Source organism: Boudabousia liubingyangii (assembly GCF_001907245.1).
GTDB classification, from domain to species: domain Bacteria; phylum Actinomycetota; class Actinomycetes; order Actinomycetales; family Actinomycetaceae; genus Boudabousia; species Boudabousia liubingyangii.
In genome coordinates this window covers 396,366-410,833 of the sequence record NZ_MQSU01000001.1, presented here as the reverse complement: position 1 = coordinate 410,833, position 14,468 = coordinate 396,366, and the positions used below count along the sequence as shown (strand labels likewise).

At 48.4% G+C, this 14,468-nt stretch carries 9 protein-coding genes and 3 tRNA genes; 11 read left to right on the top strand and 1 reads right to left on the bottom strand.

Translation table 11 applies throughout. The features are described 5' to 3' along the window. Positions 1–59: 59 nt before the first annotated feature. The 5 genes from BSR28_RS01800 to BSR28_RS01780 all read left to right on the top strand — a co-directional run bounded on the left by BSR28_RS01800 (position 60) and on the right by BSR28_RS01780 (position 7,189). A tRNA-Ser gene (locus BSR28_RS01800) sits at positions 60–150 on the top strand. A 119-nt stretch (positions 151–269) separates the two neighbouring features. Next, positions 270–1,604 (top strand): ATP-binding protein, encoded by a 1,335-nt coding sequence (locus BSR28_RS01795; RefSeq protein WP_073713174.1) that lies wholly within the window; start codon positions 270–272, stop codon positions 1,602–1,604. 45 nt (positions 1,605–1,649) lie between these two features. Continuing rightward, positions 1,650–4,382 carry a Z1 domain-containing protein gene (locus tag BSR28_RS01790; RefSeq protein ID WP_083562867.1) on the top strand — a complete coding sequence of 911 codons (2,733 nt, stop codon included), beginning with the start codon at positions 1,650–1,652 and terminating at the stop codon, positions 4,380–4,382. Next, positions 4,372–5,367 carry a PD-(D/E)XK motif protein gene (locus BSR28_RS01785; protein ID WP_073713172.1) on the top strand — a complete coding sequence of 332 codons (996 nt, stop codon included), beginning with the start codon at positions 4,372–4,374 and terminating at the stop codon, positions 5,365–5,367. The genes BSR28_RS01790 and BSR28_RS01785 overlap by 11 nt, the downstream gene beginning before the upstream one ends. Next, positions 5,360–7,189: an AIPR family protein gene (locus BSR28_RS01780; RefSeq protein WP_073713171.1), complete on the top strand. Its 1,830-nt coding sequence runs from the start codon at positions 5,360–5,362 to the stop codon at positions 7,187–7,189. Before BSR28_RS01785 ends, BSR28_RS01780 begins: the two co-directional genes overlap by 8 nt. Before the next feature lie 25 nt (positions 7,190–7,214). Here BSR28_RS01780 and BSR28_RS01775 read toward each other — a convergent pair whose 3' ends face one another. After that, positions 7,215–8,738: a DNA cytosine methyltransferase gene (locus BSR28_RS01775; protein ID WP_083562865.1), complete on the bottom strand. Its 1,524-nt coding sequence runs from the start codon at positions 8,736–8,738 to the stop codon at positions 7,215–7,217. A gap of 171 nt (positions 8,739–8,909) precedes the next feature. Between BSR28_RS01775 and BSR28_RS01770 the strand changes: the two genes are divergently transcribed. The 6 genes from BSR28_RS01770 to BSR28_RS01745 all read left to right on the top strand — a co-directional run bounded on the left by BSR28_RS01770 (position 8,910) and on the right by BSR28_RS01745 (position 14,459). Further along, positions 8,910–9,002: transfer RNA gene (locus BSR28_RS01770), tRNA-Ser, on the top strand. Positions 9,003–9,105: 103 nt separating this feature from the next. After that, positions 9,106–10,032 carry a diacylglycerol/lipid kinase family protein gene (locus tag BSR28_RS01765; protein ID WP_073713170.1) on the top strand — a complete coding sequence of 309 codons (927 nt, stop codon included), beginning with the start codon at positions 9,106–9,108 and terminating at the stop codon, positions 10,030–10,032. Between the two features lie 90 nt (positions 10,033–10,122). After that, positions 10,123–10,198, top strand: a tRNA-Arg gene (locus tag BSR28_RS01760). Positions 10,199–10,401: 203 nt separating this feature from the next. Continuing rightward, the gene (locus BSR28_RS01755; RefSeq protein WP_073713169.1) at positions 10,402–11,325 is read left to right on the top strand and encodes a dihydrodipicolinate synthase family protein; all 924 of its coding nucleotides are present in this window, start codon (positions 10,402–10,404) and stop codon (positions 11,323–11,325) included. 142 nt (positions 11,326–11,467) lie between these two features. After that, entirely contained in the window at positions 11,468–13,552 is a 2,085-nt protein-coding gene (locus BSR28_RS01750; protein ID WP_073713168.1) for a glycoside hydrolase family 13 protein, read from the top strand. Continuing rightward, positions 13,545–14,459 (top strand): SIP domain-containing protein, encoded by a 915-nt coding sequence (locus BSR28_RS01745; RefSeq protein ID WP_073713167.1) that lies wholly within the window; start codon positions 13,545–13,547, stop codon positions 14,457–14,459. The genes BSR28_RS01750 and BSR28_RS01745 overlap by 8 nt, the downstream gene beginning before the upstream one ends. Positions 14,460–14,468 lie beyond the last annotated feature (9 nt).

The window sequence follows — 14,468 nt, the reverse complement described above, 5'->3', positions numbered from 1 at the left end:
GTTCCCGAGGGCGCTTTGCCGGCTTTACTGGCGGGCTCACTTTGGTAGCAGGTTGACTTGGAGAGTTGTCCGAGTGGCCGAAGGAGATGGTCTTGAAAACCATTGTACGGCAACCCCGTACCAAGGGTTCGAATCCCTTACTCTCCGCCACTAACCCCGGTATTCGTTGGAATACCGGGGTTTTGTTTGCTAATTTTCTGGTTACCAAATTTTGAAGTTTAGACACTTTGTGAGGTATATTTCAGCTAGAAATACAACGAAAGAGTGCAATGAAGCTTGAGCCACATCCCAATATCCTGATCGAGAGTCTTCGTGATATAGGCTATTCGTTTGAAACGGCTGTTTCCGATATTATTGACAATTCGATTTCTGCTGGTGCTTCCGAGATCAAGATTTCTCTTTATATTTTTGATGGTAACTTAACCCTCACAGTTACTGATAATGGAACGGGGCTCACACGTTCTGAGCTTTTAGAGGCAATGCGTTTTGGTAGTTCTGATCCAAGATTAGAAAGACAATCGGACGATCTGGGACGTTTTGGATTAGGTTTAAAAACCGCCAGTTTTTCGCAATGTCGGAAGCTCACCGTCGTTTCGAAGAAAGAAGAAGCTACGTCCTGTTTTTGCTGGGATCTAGATCAAATCGAAAAACATCATGATTGGGTGATCGATGAGATAAATGATGTTTCAAACTTGCCTAAGTTTGAGAGCATGCCAGAACATGGAACCCTCGTCATTTGGCAGAATATAGATCGTATTGATAGAAAGAAGAAGGCCGATTTTGTTAAGAAACTCGAATCTCATATCGGTCTTGTGTTTCATCGTTTTATCAGTCCTATTAGAGGGCTAGGCGCGAAGAAGAAGACAAAAATTTTCCTTAATGGAAATCCGATTTCTGCGATAGATCCATTTTGTCGTGGGTTTACTGCGACGCAGCCCGAGCCTTTAGAAGAGCTAAAACCGGGCGTGAAAATGCAAGTTTTCACTATTCCGAAAAAGGAAAAATTTCCTTCAGAGGTTGAGTACAAGCGATATGCTCTACCTGGAGGATATATTCGCAATCAGGGCTTTTTTCTTTACCGAGCGAACCGTTTGATTAAATGGGGAACATGGTTCGGTCTTCATCCAAAGAGTGCGGATAGTCAGTTAACTAGAGTTCAGCTTGACATAGATAACTCCAATGACGATGAATGGACAATTGATGTAAAAAAGGTATTTGCACAGTTGCCAAGCGATGTTAAAAGCCAGATAGCATTGCTTATTAGTAGTTTTCCGCTTCGATCTAGGAAAGCGCTTGTTCCTAACTTGGCAGCACGGAAGCACCACGCAAAGGATAGCGTTTGGAAGGTACAGACAAGCGGAAACTTGCTTTCTTGTAAACTAGCCTTCGAAAGCCCATTAGTCTCATTCTTCTATGAGTCGCTTGATGAAGAGCAACAAGAGAATTTTGAATCTTTGGTAAAAATCATTGAGGATACGCTACCGGTTGGCACATTGTTTAATTTTGCTCAAAGTATGAGCTTAGATTTTGTAACTCCGAATAGAAGTTCTAAGGAGAAAAAAGTAATTGATGATTATTTCGAAAAGGCATTTCGCGATGATTAGAAATTACTACTTAGCCTAAAAAGTATTAAATAGCGGCAAGGATTTATGATGCTTTCATTCGAGGAAAGAAAAAAACGACTTAAAGAATCTGTAGTTTCGTGTTTAGAAAGTACGGGAGACTACAGCAGGGATAAGATTATTAAGGAAACAAGGCGTTTTTCTGAGGCGTTCTTCCCAGACTCATCAGAGGATCAGGAACGTGCGATCCAGATAGTAACTGAAGAACTATTTGACACGACATTTTCTGAAAAGTCTCCATTCATCATTGCCGAGGATGACGATTCTCGTAATCTACCTCCTATAGATAGGTCGGAATTCTTCTCTAGATATTGTGCTTATCTTCAGCAAGATGGCTCAATGGCTAAAGCAATCGATTCTATTGACGCAGTAACGGAAAAGATTGTTACTAAACTGGCAGATCCTAAGTCCAAAAGTGAGCGAATTCGCGGTCTCGTTGTCGCGGATGTGCAATCAGGAAAAACTGCTAACTATATAGGTTTGATAGCAAAGGCCTTTGATATTGGCTATCGATCGGTCATCGTTCTTTCGGGTATCCATAACAACTTAAGAAAACAAACACAAGAGCGGATAGATGCTGGGATCATCGGCTCGACCCAGAGGGGAAGTATTGGAAATGCGGAGCCAATCGGGGTTGGGCTGCTGCCTGCCGGGAAAGAGAATCTGTCTGTCTTCTCATTTACAACTGCTTGGGGTGATGTGCATAATCACTCTGTTCCGTCAACTTCCAAACTTTCTGATGGCTCAAGAAGCATTCTTGTTACCAAAAAGAATATCCAGTCTTTGACATCTGTATTAAAGATCTGTGATAGCGGACAGATTGCTTACCCTCTGCTTCTGATCGATGATGAGGCAGACAACGCTTCAATTAACGTCGGTAGGAACCCTGAAGATGTTTCGAGAATTAATGGTCTAATTAGAAAAATTCTTTCTCATGACAGTTTCCCCGTCAATTCGTATGTTGGCTATACCGCAACTCCTTTTGCGAATGTATTAGTGAATGCGAATGTTGACGATGAAGTTTACGGTGAGGATATTTTTCCCAAAGATTTCATCATTTTAATGCGAAGCTCTGAAGAATATTTCGGCGCAAATAAGGTTTTTAGCGGTGAGGATGATAAGTATTTATGCCGCTCGCACTTGGAAGAGATTCTTCCCCAGAAACACTCGAAAGATTTTATTCTTCCAAATAAGTTAACCGATTGTATTAAAGATGCGATTTGCCATTTTTTGATAAATGTTGCCATTGAGTCGGCTTCTGACAAGCCGAAACATCGAAGCATGATGGTCAATGTAAGTAGATTCGTTCAAGTTCAAGAACAAATTTCTAGAAGACTTAAAAACTACCTAGATGGATTGGTTGATGAAATTCGATCCGCCGTAAATGAGGCTTCATCATTGCAAGATTTCTTGCAGCAGGATGAGTCTGATGAGCAGTACTTAAGAAGACTGGTTAGTCTCTGGCAGCGAGAATTTATTTCGGATCAAGAAAGCTTTGACCTTCTGGAACTGCTTCGCTTATTCACTAAGGAAAACGCAAGGAATCCGATAAAAATAGTTGTAATCAATGGAGATTCTCCTGATGAACTGACTTACGAAGATGATGCTCTAGTCAACGTGATCGCCATTGGAGGAGATGCGCTTTCCCGAGGTCTAACCCTTGAGGGTTTAGTTACTTCATATTTCGCCCGGAATTCTCGTTCGTATGACACTCTAATGCAGATGTGTCGCTGGTTTGGGTATCGTGCGAGTTATGAGCATCGCTGTAGGATTTGGTTACCTGCGGAATCCCAGGGATGGTATGAATACATTACGAGAGTTGTCGCCGAACTATATGACGAGATTGAAAATTTAGTACAAAGGGGTATTCGTCCTCGCGACTTGGCGCTAAAGATTAGAAAGCATCCGGACCGGTTAATTATCACGAGTGTTAACAAACAAAAGAGTTCAAAAGACTACTTTGATTCACTGGATGTTAGTTGCAAGCTTTTTGAAACATTGTCTTTTATCGAAGATCATGATACGCAATACGAAAACGAAAGTGCGTTTATTCGTCTAATAAATGATATTGAGCAAGACATATCCCTAAACAATCGCGATTTGAGAGACTCAACTAGGCGTAGAACAACTGGGGCAGCTCGAACTTCCAATACTACAGGAAGGATTTATCAGAATGTTCCAGTTGAAAGGATTTTGGCGTTCCTGAATGACTATCGTAATGAGAACAACTACTCACCGAAGACGCAGACAAATCTTTTGTCATCAGCAATTAGGAAGATGAATCTAGTAGGTGAAGCTCTGTACTGGCGAGTTCTAATCGCATCAGGGAAGGGTGGCCAGGTTGTTCTTAGTAACAGCTCAATAGAACCTATATTCGATCTTAACGGAATTAAGTGGACCCTTCGATCGCCTGGTACTGATAGCGGTGGAGGAATCCTACTGTCTGGAGATAACCGAAGGTTGAGTGGTCGTGGAATCGGTGCCGTTGGACTCGAACAGTCGAAATATGAAGAGATACGCAAGGATTATTCGGGGGGAAATAACCCTCCAGACAGTCTATTTATAAGGCATTTTACTGAGCCTGTCTTGGTCTTATTTCCGTTGAAATTTAAAAATCCTATTAACGGTCTGGCGGTCGAAGAAGCTCAGTATATTGGATGGACAATAATGTTCCCTCCAACTAACGTAACTGTGGAAAGTCATTATGTTGTTAACTCATCCTTGCCAAATGATGTGGAGGACCAGGTAGATGAAAACTGAGGGAAATCAATCTGCTAGTTTAGCGTCAATGAGTCCTTGGGATACTCTTGGTGATGCTGAAAATAAAACGGAAATAAAAACCCATATGATCTCGAAGGAGCGAAATCCTAAAAGGATCGCTTGTTACTGGATTAAAGACTACGAACGAAAAGTAGGCATAAAAGTTGAGTATAAGGATGAAAAGCGAGACCTTAAGATTCCTTCCTTCACACAGCTAAAAATTGTCAATGATGAAGTCCGAGGGATCCTTTACATTCTTTTAAATAATAATGATGTTCGTGATGTTTTTGCTGAGCTTTGTTATAGCCTGTGTGGTATTTTACAGGACGCTGAAGAAAAGGATTATCTAGCGTTAACTATAAGTATCCTCTACAAGTGGCGACGTCTTTTTGAAGAAAAGAACAGCGCATTATCAATTGAAAAGCAAAAAGGTCTCATCGGAGAGATTAGCTTTATCGAACAAGGCATCAAGCAAGGAATTGCTGCTTATTCGCTCATAGATGGATGGGTTGGTGGTACCGGAGATCATCAAGATTTTGTCTTCGGCTCTACCTTGGTAGAGGTAAAAACAAAAAGGGGAGGAGCTTACCAAAAAGTTCGTATTTCTTCGGAGCATCAACTAGAGAAGAGTAACCAAGAACGGTTATTCCTAGTGGTTTTTTCGGTTGTCAAAGATGAAATCAACGGTAAGACACTAAATGAGATTATCGAACACTTATTCGGGATGATTGGTATCCATGAGAGAATTGCGTTCGAAAATAAACTAGCTGATTATGGTTTTTTCTTAGAGGAAAAGCATAAAGAGAAATGGAAGATCAACGAGAATCAAGTTTTTGAAGTTGAAGACCAGTTTCCAGCAATTACGCCGAGATCCATACCCCCAGAAATCAGAGCTGTCGCGTATGATCTTGAGCTCGGCGGGTTAAAGAACTTTGAAACCAACATGATGGAATTGGCAAATATTTTGAGGAACGAAAATGCTTAAAGAAGGGGATTTCAATTCTCTTAAAGAAGAAGTTCTAAAAAGAGTCGAGAAAGATGGGCGTCTGCCTGCATATTCCTTTTTCAACATAATGAAAGAGGAACTAGAAGGGACTGTTCGCTTGCCTATTATTATTCCTGTTCATCACTTGGAAAATGTCCCTCCGAATCGGACCTTGGTATCGGGATATTGTGGAACCCCCGACGACTCTCCAGATTTTCTTGAAGGCAAAGGGCCTTTGACTTTAATTATTTCTGACTGGAACACTACTGAAGCCTCGTTGACCCAGAAACACCTAGACGATCTTGCATCGCGACCTGTTGAGTTTTTCCATAAAGTCATTAATGAGAACGACTTTCTACCTACTATTGAAAATACTAATGCTGTTGTCGACTTGGTATTGACCATACAGGAGGCGATGGCAAATGATTCGATTTCAGAACTGAGAGTTATTGTCTTTACTTCTAGGACAAAAGGAAAAAACGTCCATAAGGCGAATTTGTCGGAGATAGATGGCTTACCAGTCGTAGTCGACGTATGGGATCTAAAGAGATGGACCCAATGGCGCTCTTCTGATCAAGAACGTGAGCCGATAGATATCATTCTTGAAGAAAGCGAATATATTTCTGCTCTTAGAGTTGATCAGGGGAGCGAAGATAGTGTCGTATATTTGGCTGCCGTACCTGGTTTGTTATTAGCAAGACTTTATGAAGATTGGCATAATCAGCTGCTTGAACAGAACGTAAGATTATTTCTTCAGAATAGAACTAATGTTAATAAGGGTATTAGACGAACAATCACTGAAGAACCAGAGAGATTCTTATTATTTAACAATGGAATCACCGCGACTGCTGATGAAGTGGTTTTTGTAAACTCAGAATCGAATGCTTCGGTAGGTCGGATTGAGGCGTTTAGTAATTTCCAAATTGTGAACGGTGGTCAGACGACAGCCTCAATTTATAGTGCTTTTAGTGATCTAAAACTTCGGGAAAATATTGAGTCAGTATTCGTTCAGATGAAATTAACTGTGGTAAGCCCTGAGAAAACTACAGAACTAGTTCCTTTAATCTCTCGGTATGCCAATAGTCAAAACAAAATTCAAAACGCTGATTTCTTTTCTAATCATAAATTTCATATTTGGTTTGAACAGTGTTCTAGAAGGATTTTGCCGCTGGTTGCATCCGAAGGGTTCCTACCAAGAAAGTGGTTCTATGAACGGACAAGAGGTCAGTACGACTCCGAAAAAACACGTCTTAAAGGAAGAGTTGCAAGAAGAGAGTTTGAATCTGAGTTTCCTAAAGATCAGAAATTTACGAAGACAGATCTAGCAAAATACTACGTTTCTTGGACCGATGAGGGGTATAAGGTAAACCTAGGTGCAGAGAAAAATTTCCTATTTTTTGCGGATCTTATTTCTAAAGAATGGGATGAAAATCCGGAAATATTTGATGATGATTTCTACCGAGAGCTCATTGCCAAGAAACTAATCTTCGATGCAGTTAGGGACGTCGTCGGTCATGCGACATGGTATGAAACTGGGGGATATCTTGCCCAGCATGTACCGCTCACAATTGGATTAATAAACGCAGCTGCCCAACGAGTTGGTAAAAAAATAAACTTTATGAACATCTGGGAAAGGCAGGAGGTACCTGAGGATTTTAGGAAGTTTATTTTAACTTGTGGAGAGATTGCACATCACATTCTTTTGAATCCTGAAAAAGGGTATAGAAACGTAACCGAATGGGCTAAAAAGGAACAGTGCTGGGGTAAAATCTCTGAAAATCTGCCTAGAATTCCAAGTAATTTTGAAAGATTCCTTATTTAGTTTTGGAGTATTTTCTGAAAATTACCTATGAGTTAGTATTCAAATTATCTATTAGAATCTTGGCAATCTGATTTGCTAGAAGAGGGGGGACCGCATTTCCAACTTGTTGGAATGCGGAGGTTCTTCCGCCTTCGAAGTAGTAATCGTCCGGGAAAGTTTGGAGTCTGGCTGCTTCGCGAACCGTTAGACTCCGGGCTTGGGAGGCATCGGGATGGATAAAATAGTGACCGTCCTTGGAGATATGGGCTGTAACAGTTGTTGAGGGTTTGTTACTAACCTGGACGCGGAACCGGTCAGGGAAAATAATCTCTTTACCTGATTCAATCCCTAAAACGTTCTTGTGCTCAGGAAGGAGATAGGTAGGAAAATCATAGAGATTGGCAGATCTATCGTGCACCTGCGTAAAAGCGCTAGCGAATAAATACCGTTCGTAATCCTTAGCCATATGGGCTCTAGTGTCGTGGTTAAGAACGATTGTTTGTTTTTTGAACCCTCCTTCATACCATCGTTGATAAATTGAAGGTTTCTCGAGTTTTGTTGAAGATTTAATCGGTCGTTCGTTCTCGTCGAAGACAAGCGTCTCTAAGTACTCTTTTACCTTGTCATCTCTTACGGCAGATAGAAGTCTTTCTTGTGCTTCTGAGAGGAACTTATTTCGTGAAGAGAATCCAGGGTGATTTCGGCGCGAGAATTCCCCACCAAGTTTTGGAAGATCACCAATTGCATCATTTACCGTTGTCATTTTTTGGGGCTTTAAACAAGCAATTTCTGTGCGTTTACTTATCTTAGTTCCAACCAAAATGACTCGATGGCGAGCTTGAGGGATTCCGTATTTTTCTGACTTAATTAGATAATCAAGTGGGGAGGAAGGGGACTCGGTAGAAAGAGAGTGTAATTGGTAACCAAGTGCTTCCATATCTCCCTTGATAAGAGAGAAAATCTTTTGAGATTTTCTGGTCGCACTTAGCATGCCTTTGACATTTTCCATTACGAAAATATCTGGTTGGATTTTCTCAATGAATCTCAAATAGCAGCGGTAGAGCGTCTGACGCTCATCATTTTCGAATGATTCGCGGTCTTCGTTAGTGCGTCTGGCACGTCCAACCAGCGAATAGGCTTGACATGGCGGACCGCCGATTAGAACCGTCGGGGAATTCGGATAGTTTTCAAGTCGTTTTAGAGCTTCGTTGACGTGGGCGTCATTTCCCTCTTCCAAGGCTTCGCAAAGCGTCTCATCCTCAGCCTGCTTATATTCATTCGCATATTTGGCGGTTAATTTATCAAAGTTTTTCTCAGAGGGATCAAGAGTGTATTCGATGTATTCTTTCGGGGCTTTTCCCTTATTTTTGTCGAGGATACGACGATAGAAAGAACGAAGTCTAAGCGTCTTGTGAGCGTTTGGATCTCTTTCTACAGACATTAAAATTTTAAATGCCCTATTTCCATACTCGTCCCTTAAGGCCATAAAACCCTCTCCCAAGCCTCCGGGGCCAGAGAAAAGATCGATGATTGGAATTGGAGTATTTCCTTCGTTCACTGCCTTTTGCATGTTGATAAGACTACCAGGACGAACTGAAAGTTTTATCCTCACGTGCCCGTATGGTGGAAATCTAAAATTGTGTATAAACGGGCCTATGGTGTTGACTCCAATTCTATGCCTGAGCTTGTACAAGAGTATAGGATTGTGTATTCTTTACGGGTGCTAACCTAGGTTGGCATAGGAGACGTGGCCGAGCGGCCGAAGGCGCTCCCCTGCTAAGGGAGTAGGGGCCATGAAAGTCCCTCATGGGTTCAAATCCCATCGTCTCCGCCAATGCCCCGGTATTCGTTGAAATACCGGGGTTTTACTTTTCCCTAATGGGGATAAAACCCCACTTTAGTCCCGGGTTCCGGATTTCACTGGTATCTTAGACCGCGTGCGTTACCTGTATATCGTGAACCCGGCCGCCAATGGTGGCAAAGCCGCAAAAACGCCCGAGCACATCCGGGCGTTCTATCAGGACGCCGAAAACGATCCCAACCGCTCTTGGGAACTACCCGAATATGAAATCCAACTAACCGAAGCGCCCGGTCACGCCACCGAACTCGCCCAAGCGGCCGCCCCCAACTGGGATGTAGTGGTCGCCGTTGGCGGTGACGGCACCGTCAACGAGGTCTGCCGCGGCCTCATCGAAGCCAAACAGGGCACCCTAGGCGTCATCCCCGCCGGCACCGGTAACGACATGGCCGGCGGCCTAAACCTACCCAAGAACCTACGCGAAGCCCTGGTGCAACTGCACCTGGGTCACGAGCACCCCCTGGACTACGGCCTAGCCAACGGGAACGTCTTCATGAACAGCGCCTCCGTCGGCTTCGACTCCCTAGTCGCGCACCACACGAACCAGATCAAACTCAAGGTCCGCTCCCACTGGGCTTACGTAATCGGCCTGATTACCGCCCTGGTTTCCTTCCGGGCACCGACCGTGCAACTTCCCGAAAACCTGCCCGAACGCGCCGGCTGGGGCGGTCAAAAACGCGACCTGTGCCTCCTCGCCGTCTGTAATGGGCGCTTCTACGGGGGCGGGTTTGAGATCCTCCCTGACGCGCGCCTAGACGACGGGCAGCTAGATATCTGCCTGATCACCAATATTTCCAAACTGCGCCTACTGAGCCTGCTGCCCACCATTTTTATGCACACGCACCTGCGGCAGCGTCGCTACGTTCGGGCTTGGCGAGGGCGCTCCCTCACCTTAAACATGCTGGGTTCCGCCTACCTTTGTGTAGACGGGGAGATTATCCCCCTGGAGCGAGGGGAGCGCGTTGACTTCCAGATCGTCCCGGGGGCGATAAAACTACGCAGCTAAAAGGTTGTGGTACACATAACCGGTTCTAAATTTGCCGGCGCCACACGAAATGCGTATAGTATTCATTTGTTGACTTCAGTTAACAAGCCTGCGCTCGTAGCTCAATGGATAGAGCATCTGACTACGGATCAGAAGGTTGGGGGTTCGAGTCCCTTCGAGCGCGCCACAGTTTCAAAATCACCCGGAAGAAAAACTTCCGGGTTTTTTGTTGCCCAAAATCAAAATTTTGGCCAGATAAAAACACCACAGCCAAGTACCTAGCCAGTTAGAAAAAATACCAGTACGCTTTAGGTATGCCAGAAACCCGGCAAAGCGTCCTCGGCGCCAACCGGAACGGTAAAACTAACAACTCAAAGATGAAAGAACATCATGAACAGCAAATTTCGTGGGGTAATTCCCCCGGTAGTTACTCCGCTCACCGCTGACGGACAGCTAGACGTAGAAAGCCTAGAACGCTCCATTAACCGTATGATCCACGCTGGTGTTAATGGCCTATTCATCCTAGGTTCCTCTGGTGAAGTAGTCTTCTCCACTGACGCTCGCCGTCGTGAAATCATCGAAAACTCCATCCGCATTACCGCCGGTCGCGTCCCTGTCCTAGTGGGCTGCATCGACACCGAAACCAACCGCGTCATTGAACACGCCAAGGTCGCCCAGGAACTAGGCGCTGACGCCATCGTCGTCACCGCCCCCTTCTACGCCCTAGGCTCCAACGTCGAGGTCGAACAGCACTTCCGCCTAGTCCACGCCGCCGTGGACCTACCCATGTTCGCCTACGACATCCCCGTCTGCGTACACACCAAACTTCCCGGCGACATGCTCATCCGCCTAGGTCTAGACGGCGTCCTAGCCGGCGTAAAGGACTCCTCTGGTGACGACGTCTCCTTCCGCTTCCTCACCATGGCCAACCAGAAGGCCGGCCACCCCCTAGTGATCCTCACCGGTCACGAGGTCGTCGTCGACGGTGCCTACATGTCCGGTGCCGACGGCTCCGTCCCCGGCCTAGGTAACATTGACCCCGAAGGTTACGTCCGCCAGTGGAACGCCTACCAGGCCGGTGACTGGAATGCTGTACGTGCCGAACAGGATCGTCTAGCTGCCCTCATGCGCATTGTCACCGTTACCTCCGGGGTAGCCGGCTACGGTGCAGGCGTTGGTGCGTTCAAGACCGCCCTCAACCTACTGGGTGTCTTCAACTCCAACCGCATGCCTGAACCCGTTAAGGCCCTAGAAGGACAGAACGTCGAAAACGTGCGCGCCGTCCTCGTTGAAGCTGGCCTCCTAGCAGGCTAGTCAGCGCCCTCGGGCCAAAAGCCAAAAGGGAAAGCCACAGGTTTCCCCCTAGGTCACCAAAACTCAGTATCCACAACCCCCACCGTACACATCCAATGTCACCCGGTGGGGGTTGTGTCTGCTTGTCCCTTATCCTAAATACATGAGCATGTTCCGAAACGAACCCAGCCAAGAAGCCGCCCAGCAAGAGCGCAAAGCCGCGAACTCTGACCTCAAGACCCGCGGGATCTCAGACACTGCAACCCTAAACCGGGGTACCCAAACCCACCATGGGGTGACCCGTGACGACTGGGACGGCTGGTGGCGCGAAGCCGTGATCTATCAGGTCTATCCGCGCTCCTTCGCCGACGCGAACGAGGACGGCATGGGCGACCTGCCCGGCGTAATCGAAAAACTCGACTACCTGGCCGCACTGGGAGTAGACGCAATCTGGCTCAGCCCCTTCTACCCCTCACCGCAAAAAGACGCCGGCTACGACGTCTCAGACTACTGCGATATCAACCCCACCTTCGGAACCCTAGAAGACTTTGACCTGCTGGTGGCCGGCGCGCACGCCCTAGGGATCAAAATCATGTGCGATATCGTCCCCAACCACACCTCCGACCAACACGAATGGTTCCAAGCGGCCCTAGCTGCCGGACCCGGAAGTGCCGAACGTGAACGCTACATCTTCCGCTACCAGCCCGAAGGCACCCCCAACAACTGGGGCTCCATCTTTGGTGGGCCTGCCTGGGAACCAGTCTTCCCACACACCGGTAATCCCGTAGACGAAGGCTGGTACTACCTACACCTCTTCGACGTCACCCAACCAGACCTGAACTGGGACAACCCGGAAGTGCCCGCCTACTTCGATCGAGTCCTCAAATTCTGGTGCGACCGTGGTGTTGACGGCTTCCGCATCGACGTTGCCCACGGCATGGTCAAAGCCCCCGGACTACCCGATGACGAAATCGGCCCCGACCGCTACGCCGACGCCGGTGAGGACGGCAGTGGGGCAGCACTCTCAGAACAACTATCCGCCAACGAACACCCGGAAAATTCCGGGCCCGCATCCGGCGTCCCAGATAGTGAAGCGGCCAGCCCCACGGCCTCCGATAGTGAGACGGCCACCCCCACGGCCCCCGGAGCGCTAGCCACCCCACCCGGCGGCTCCAACATCGCCCCCTACTTTGATCAGCCCGGCGTACACCAGATCTTCAAACGCTGGCACAAGCTCCTAGCTGGCTACGCGGGCAATAAGTGCGCGGTAGCCGAAGCCTGGGTTGAACCCGCCGAAAGATTCGCCGCCTACACGGCCCCCGGTGAACTACACCAAGCCTTCAACTTTGCCTTCCTCGCTGCCGGCTGGGACGCCCCCGCCCTGCGCGCAGCTATGACCGCCTCCAGCCAGGCCAATGACCGAGTCGGCGCCCCCACCACCTGGGTCTTGTCCAACCACGACGTTGTCCGGCATGCCACTCGCTTCGCCTACCAGGCCGACTGCGGCTTTGACCCCGCCGGTGGGATCGGCGTCGATAACCCACAACCCGACACTGGGCTCGGCTTAGCCCGCGCCCGGGCCCTATCCCTCTTCATGCTAGGACTACCCGGCGCCTCCTACATCTACCAAGGCGAAGAACTCGGCCTACCCGAACACACCACCCTGCCCGACGAAGCCCGCCAAGACCCCACCTGGTACCGCTCCAACTATCGGGCCCGAGGGCGCGACGGAGCCCGCGTCCCCCTCCCATGGCAACCCGAAGGGCCCAGTTACGGCTTCACCATCACCGGGGCGGACTGCCAACCGTGGCTACCGCAACCCGAATACTGGGGTGAGTACGCGGCCTCGGCCCAAGAAAAGGACCAAAACTCAACCCTTAACCTGTACCGCCAAGCCCTAAAAGTCCGCAAGACCCACCACCTGGGACGGGTCGCAGCTGGCCAGCCCGGCATCCAGTGGGTCGACCAAGACCAGAAGCTAGGGGAGCGGTGGGTACTGGCCGTCCAAAATGGGGACGTCCAAGTACTCATCAACATGGGCGAAAACCTACTACCTACCGGTGACCTTTTTGCTGCTCTGGACGCCAGTGGGGCAGAAGAAGTCCTAGTGGCCTCAGACCAGGTACAGCCGCGGGAAGACCTAGGAAAATACCTAGAAAGTCACGGTGGGGGACTGCCGCCCACCACCGCCATCTGGATCAAGAACCCCGCTAAACCAAACGTAGAGGAACCACAAACACATGAGTGAACTAGACCTGAACTGGGGCCCCGAACAAACCGCCCGAGTCCAAAGAGTTCAGCGCTTCAGCCGAATCTTCCAACGCGTGTGGCTGCAACTACCCGCCGAACTGACACCCACCCAGTCGTCTGCCGGCCAAGTTTCACCCGAGCAGCAACCTGCAGTACAAAAACTCCAGGCGGGCTGGCCCGTACAACTACAGCTCCCCCAAACCGGGGAAAGCCCCGCTGAACGCACCTACACCATCGCGCAGGTACAAGAATCTGCGAACGGCCCCCGCATCGCCCTGGACGTGGTAGTACACGACCAAATGGCCCGCTACGGGGTCACCGGACTTAGCAGCACCCTAGTTGAGCCTGAACCATCCGCCAACCCCATGGCGGACATGATGTACGCCCCCGCAACCAGCGACCACCCCGAAATCGGGCTCACGTCCCTGCCCCCAAAAGTTACCGCCGCCGAAGACGTCACCGCCGGACCCGGAGCCGCCTGGGCAGCCCGCACCAGCACCGGAAACCAAATCAAACTAAAACTAGCCTCCGGAAACCACACCCTAACCCAGCTATACCAGTACCCCAACCCGGCAATCGCAATCGTGGACCCGGCAGCCATCCCCGCCGCCATCGCACTTCAAGCCCCCGTCCTGATTGGAAAAATCCCCCACAAGGCTGACCGTCGTCAAGTCCCCGACACCCACACCGACTGGATCCGACCACACCAAGACACCGAAAGCCGCCTAAAAGAAATCCTGACCGAGATTGAAAGCGAACCCGGCCTGAGCACCCTCGGGAAAGAAAAACGCTACTGGGTAGCCGGCAGCCAAAACTTTGTGCAGGAAATCCGCACCCTACTGACCGAAAAACTAGGCGAAAAAGAATCGGCCCTAGCAACCGTCACCTTCTGGACGGAAAACTAGAGCCGAAAA

What these genes read in the sequence shown, in the direction of transcription:
- BSR28_RS01755 (WP_073713169.1), top strand. Translation starts at nt 10,402, where the DNA reads ATGAACAGCAAATTTCGTGGGGTAATTCCCCCGGTAGTTACTCCGCTC.
- BSR28_RS01795 (WP_073713174.1), top strand. Translation starts at nt 270, where the DNA reads ATGAAGCTTGAGCCACATCCCAATATCCTGATCGAGAGTCTTCGTGAT.
- BSR28_RS01785 (WP_073713172.1), top strand. Translation starts at nt 4,372, where the DNA reads ATGAAAACTGAGGGAAATCAATCTGCTAGTTTAGCGTCAATGAGTCCT.
- BSR28_RS01745 (WP_073713167.1), top strand. Translation starts at nt 13,545, where the DNA reads ATGAGTGAACTAGACCTGAACTGGGGCCCCGAACAAACCGCCCGAGTC.
- BSR28_RS01750 (WP_073713168.1), top strand. Translation starts at nt 11,468, where the DNA reads ATGAGCATGTTCCGAAACGAACCCAGCCAAGAAGCCGCCCAGCAAGAG.
- BSR28_RS01775 (WP_083562865.1), bottom strand. Translation starts at nt 8,738, where the DNA reads ATGCAAAAGGCAGTGAACGAAGGAAATACTCCAATTCCAATCATCGAT.
- BSR28_RS01780 (WP_073713171.1), top strand. Translation starts at nt 5,360, where the DNA reads ATGCTTAAAGAAGGGGATTTCAATTCTCTTAAAGAAGAAGTTCTAAAA.
- BSR28_RS01790 (WP_083562867.1), top strand. Translation starts at nt 1,650, where the DNA reads ATGATGCTTTCATTCGAGGAAAGAAAAAAACGACTTAAAGAATCTGTA.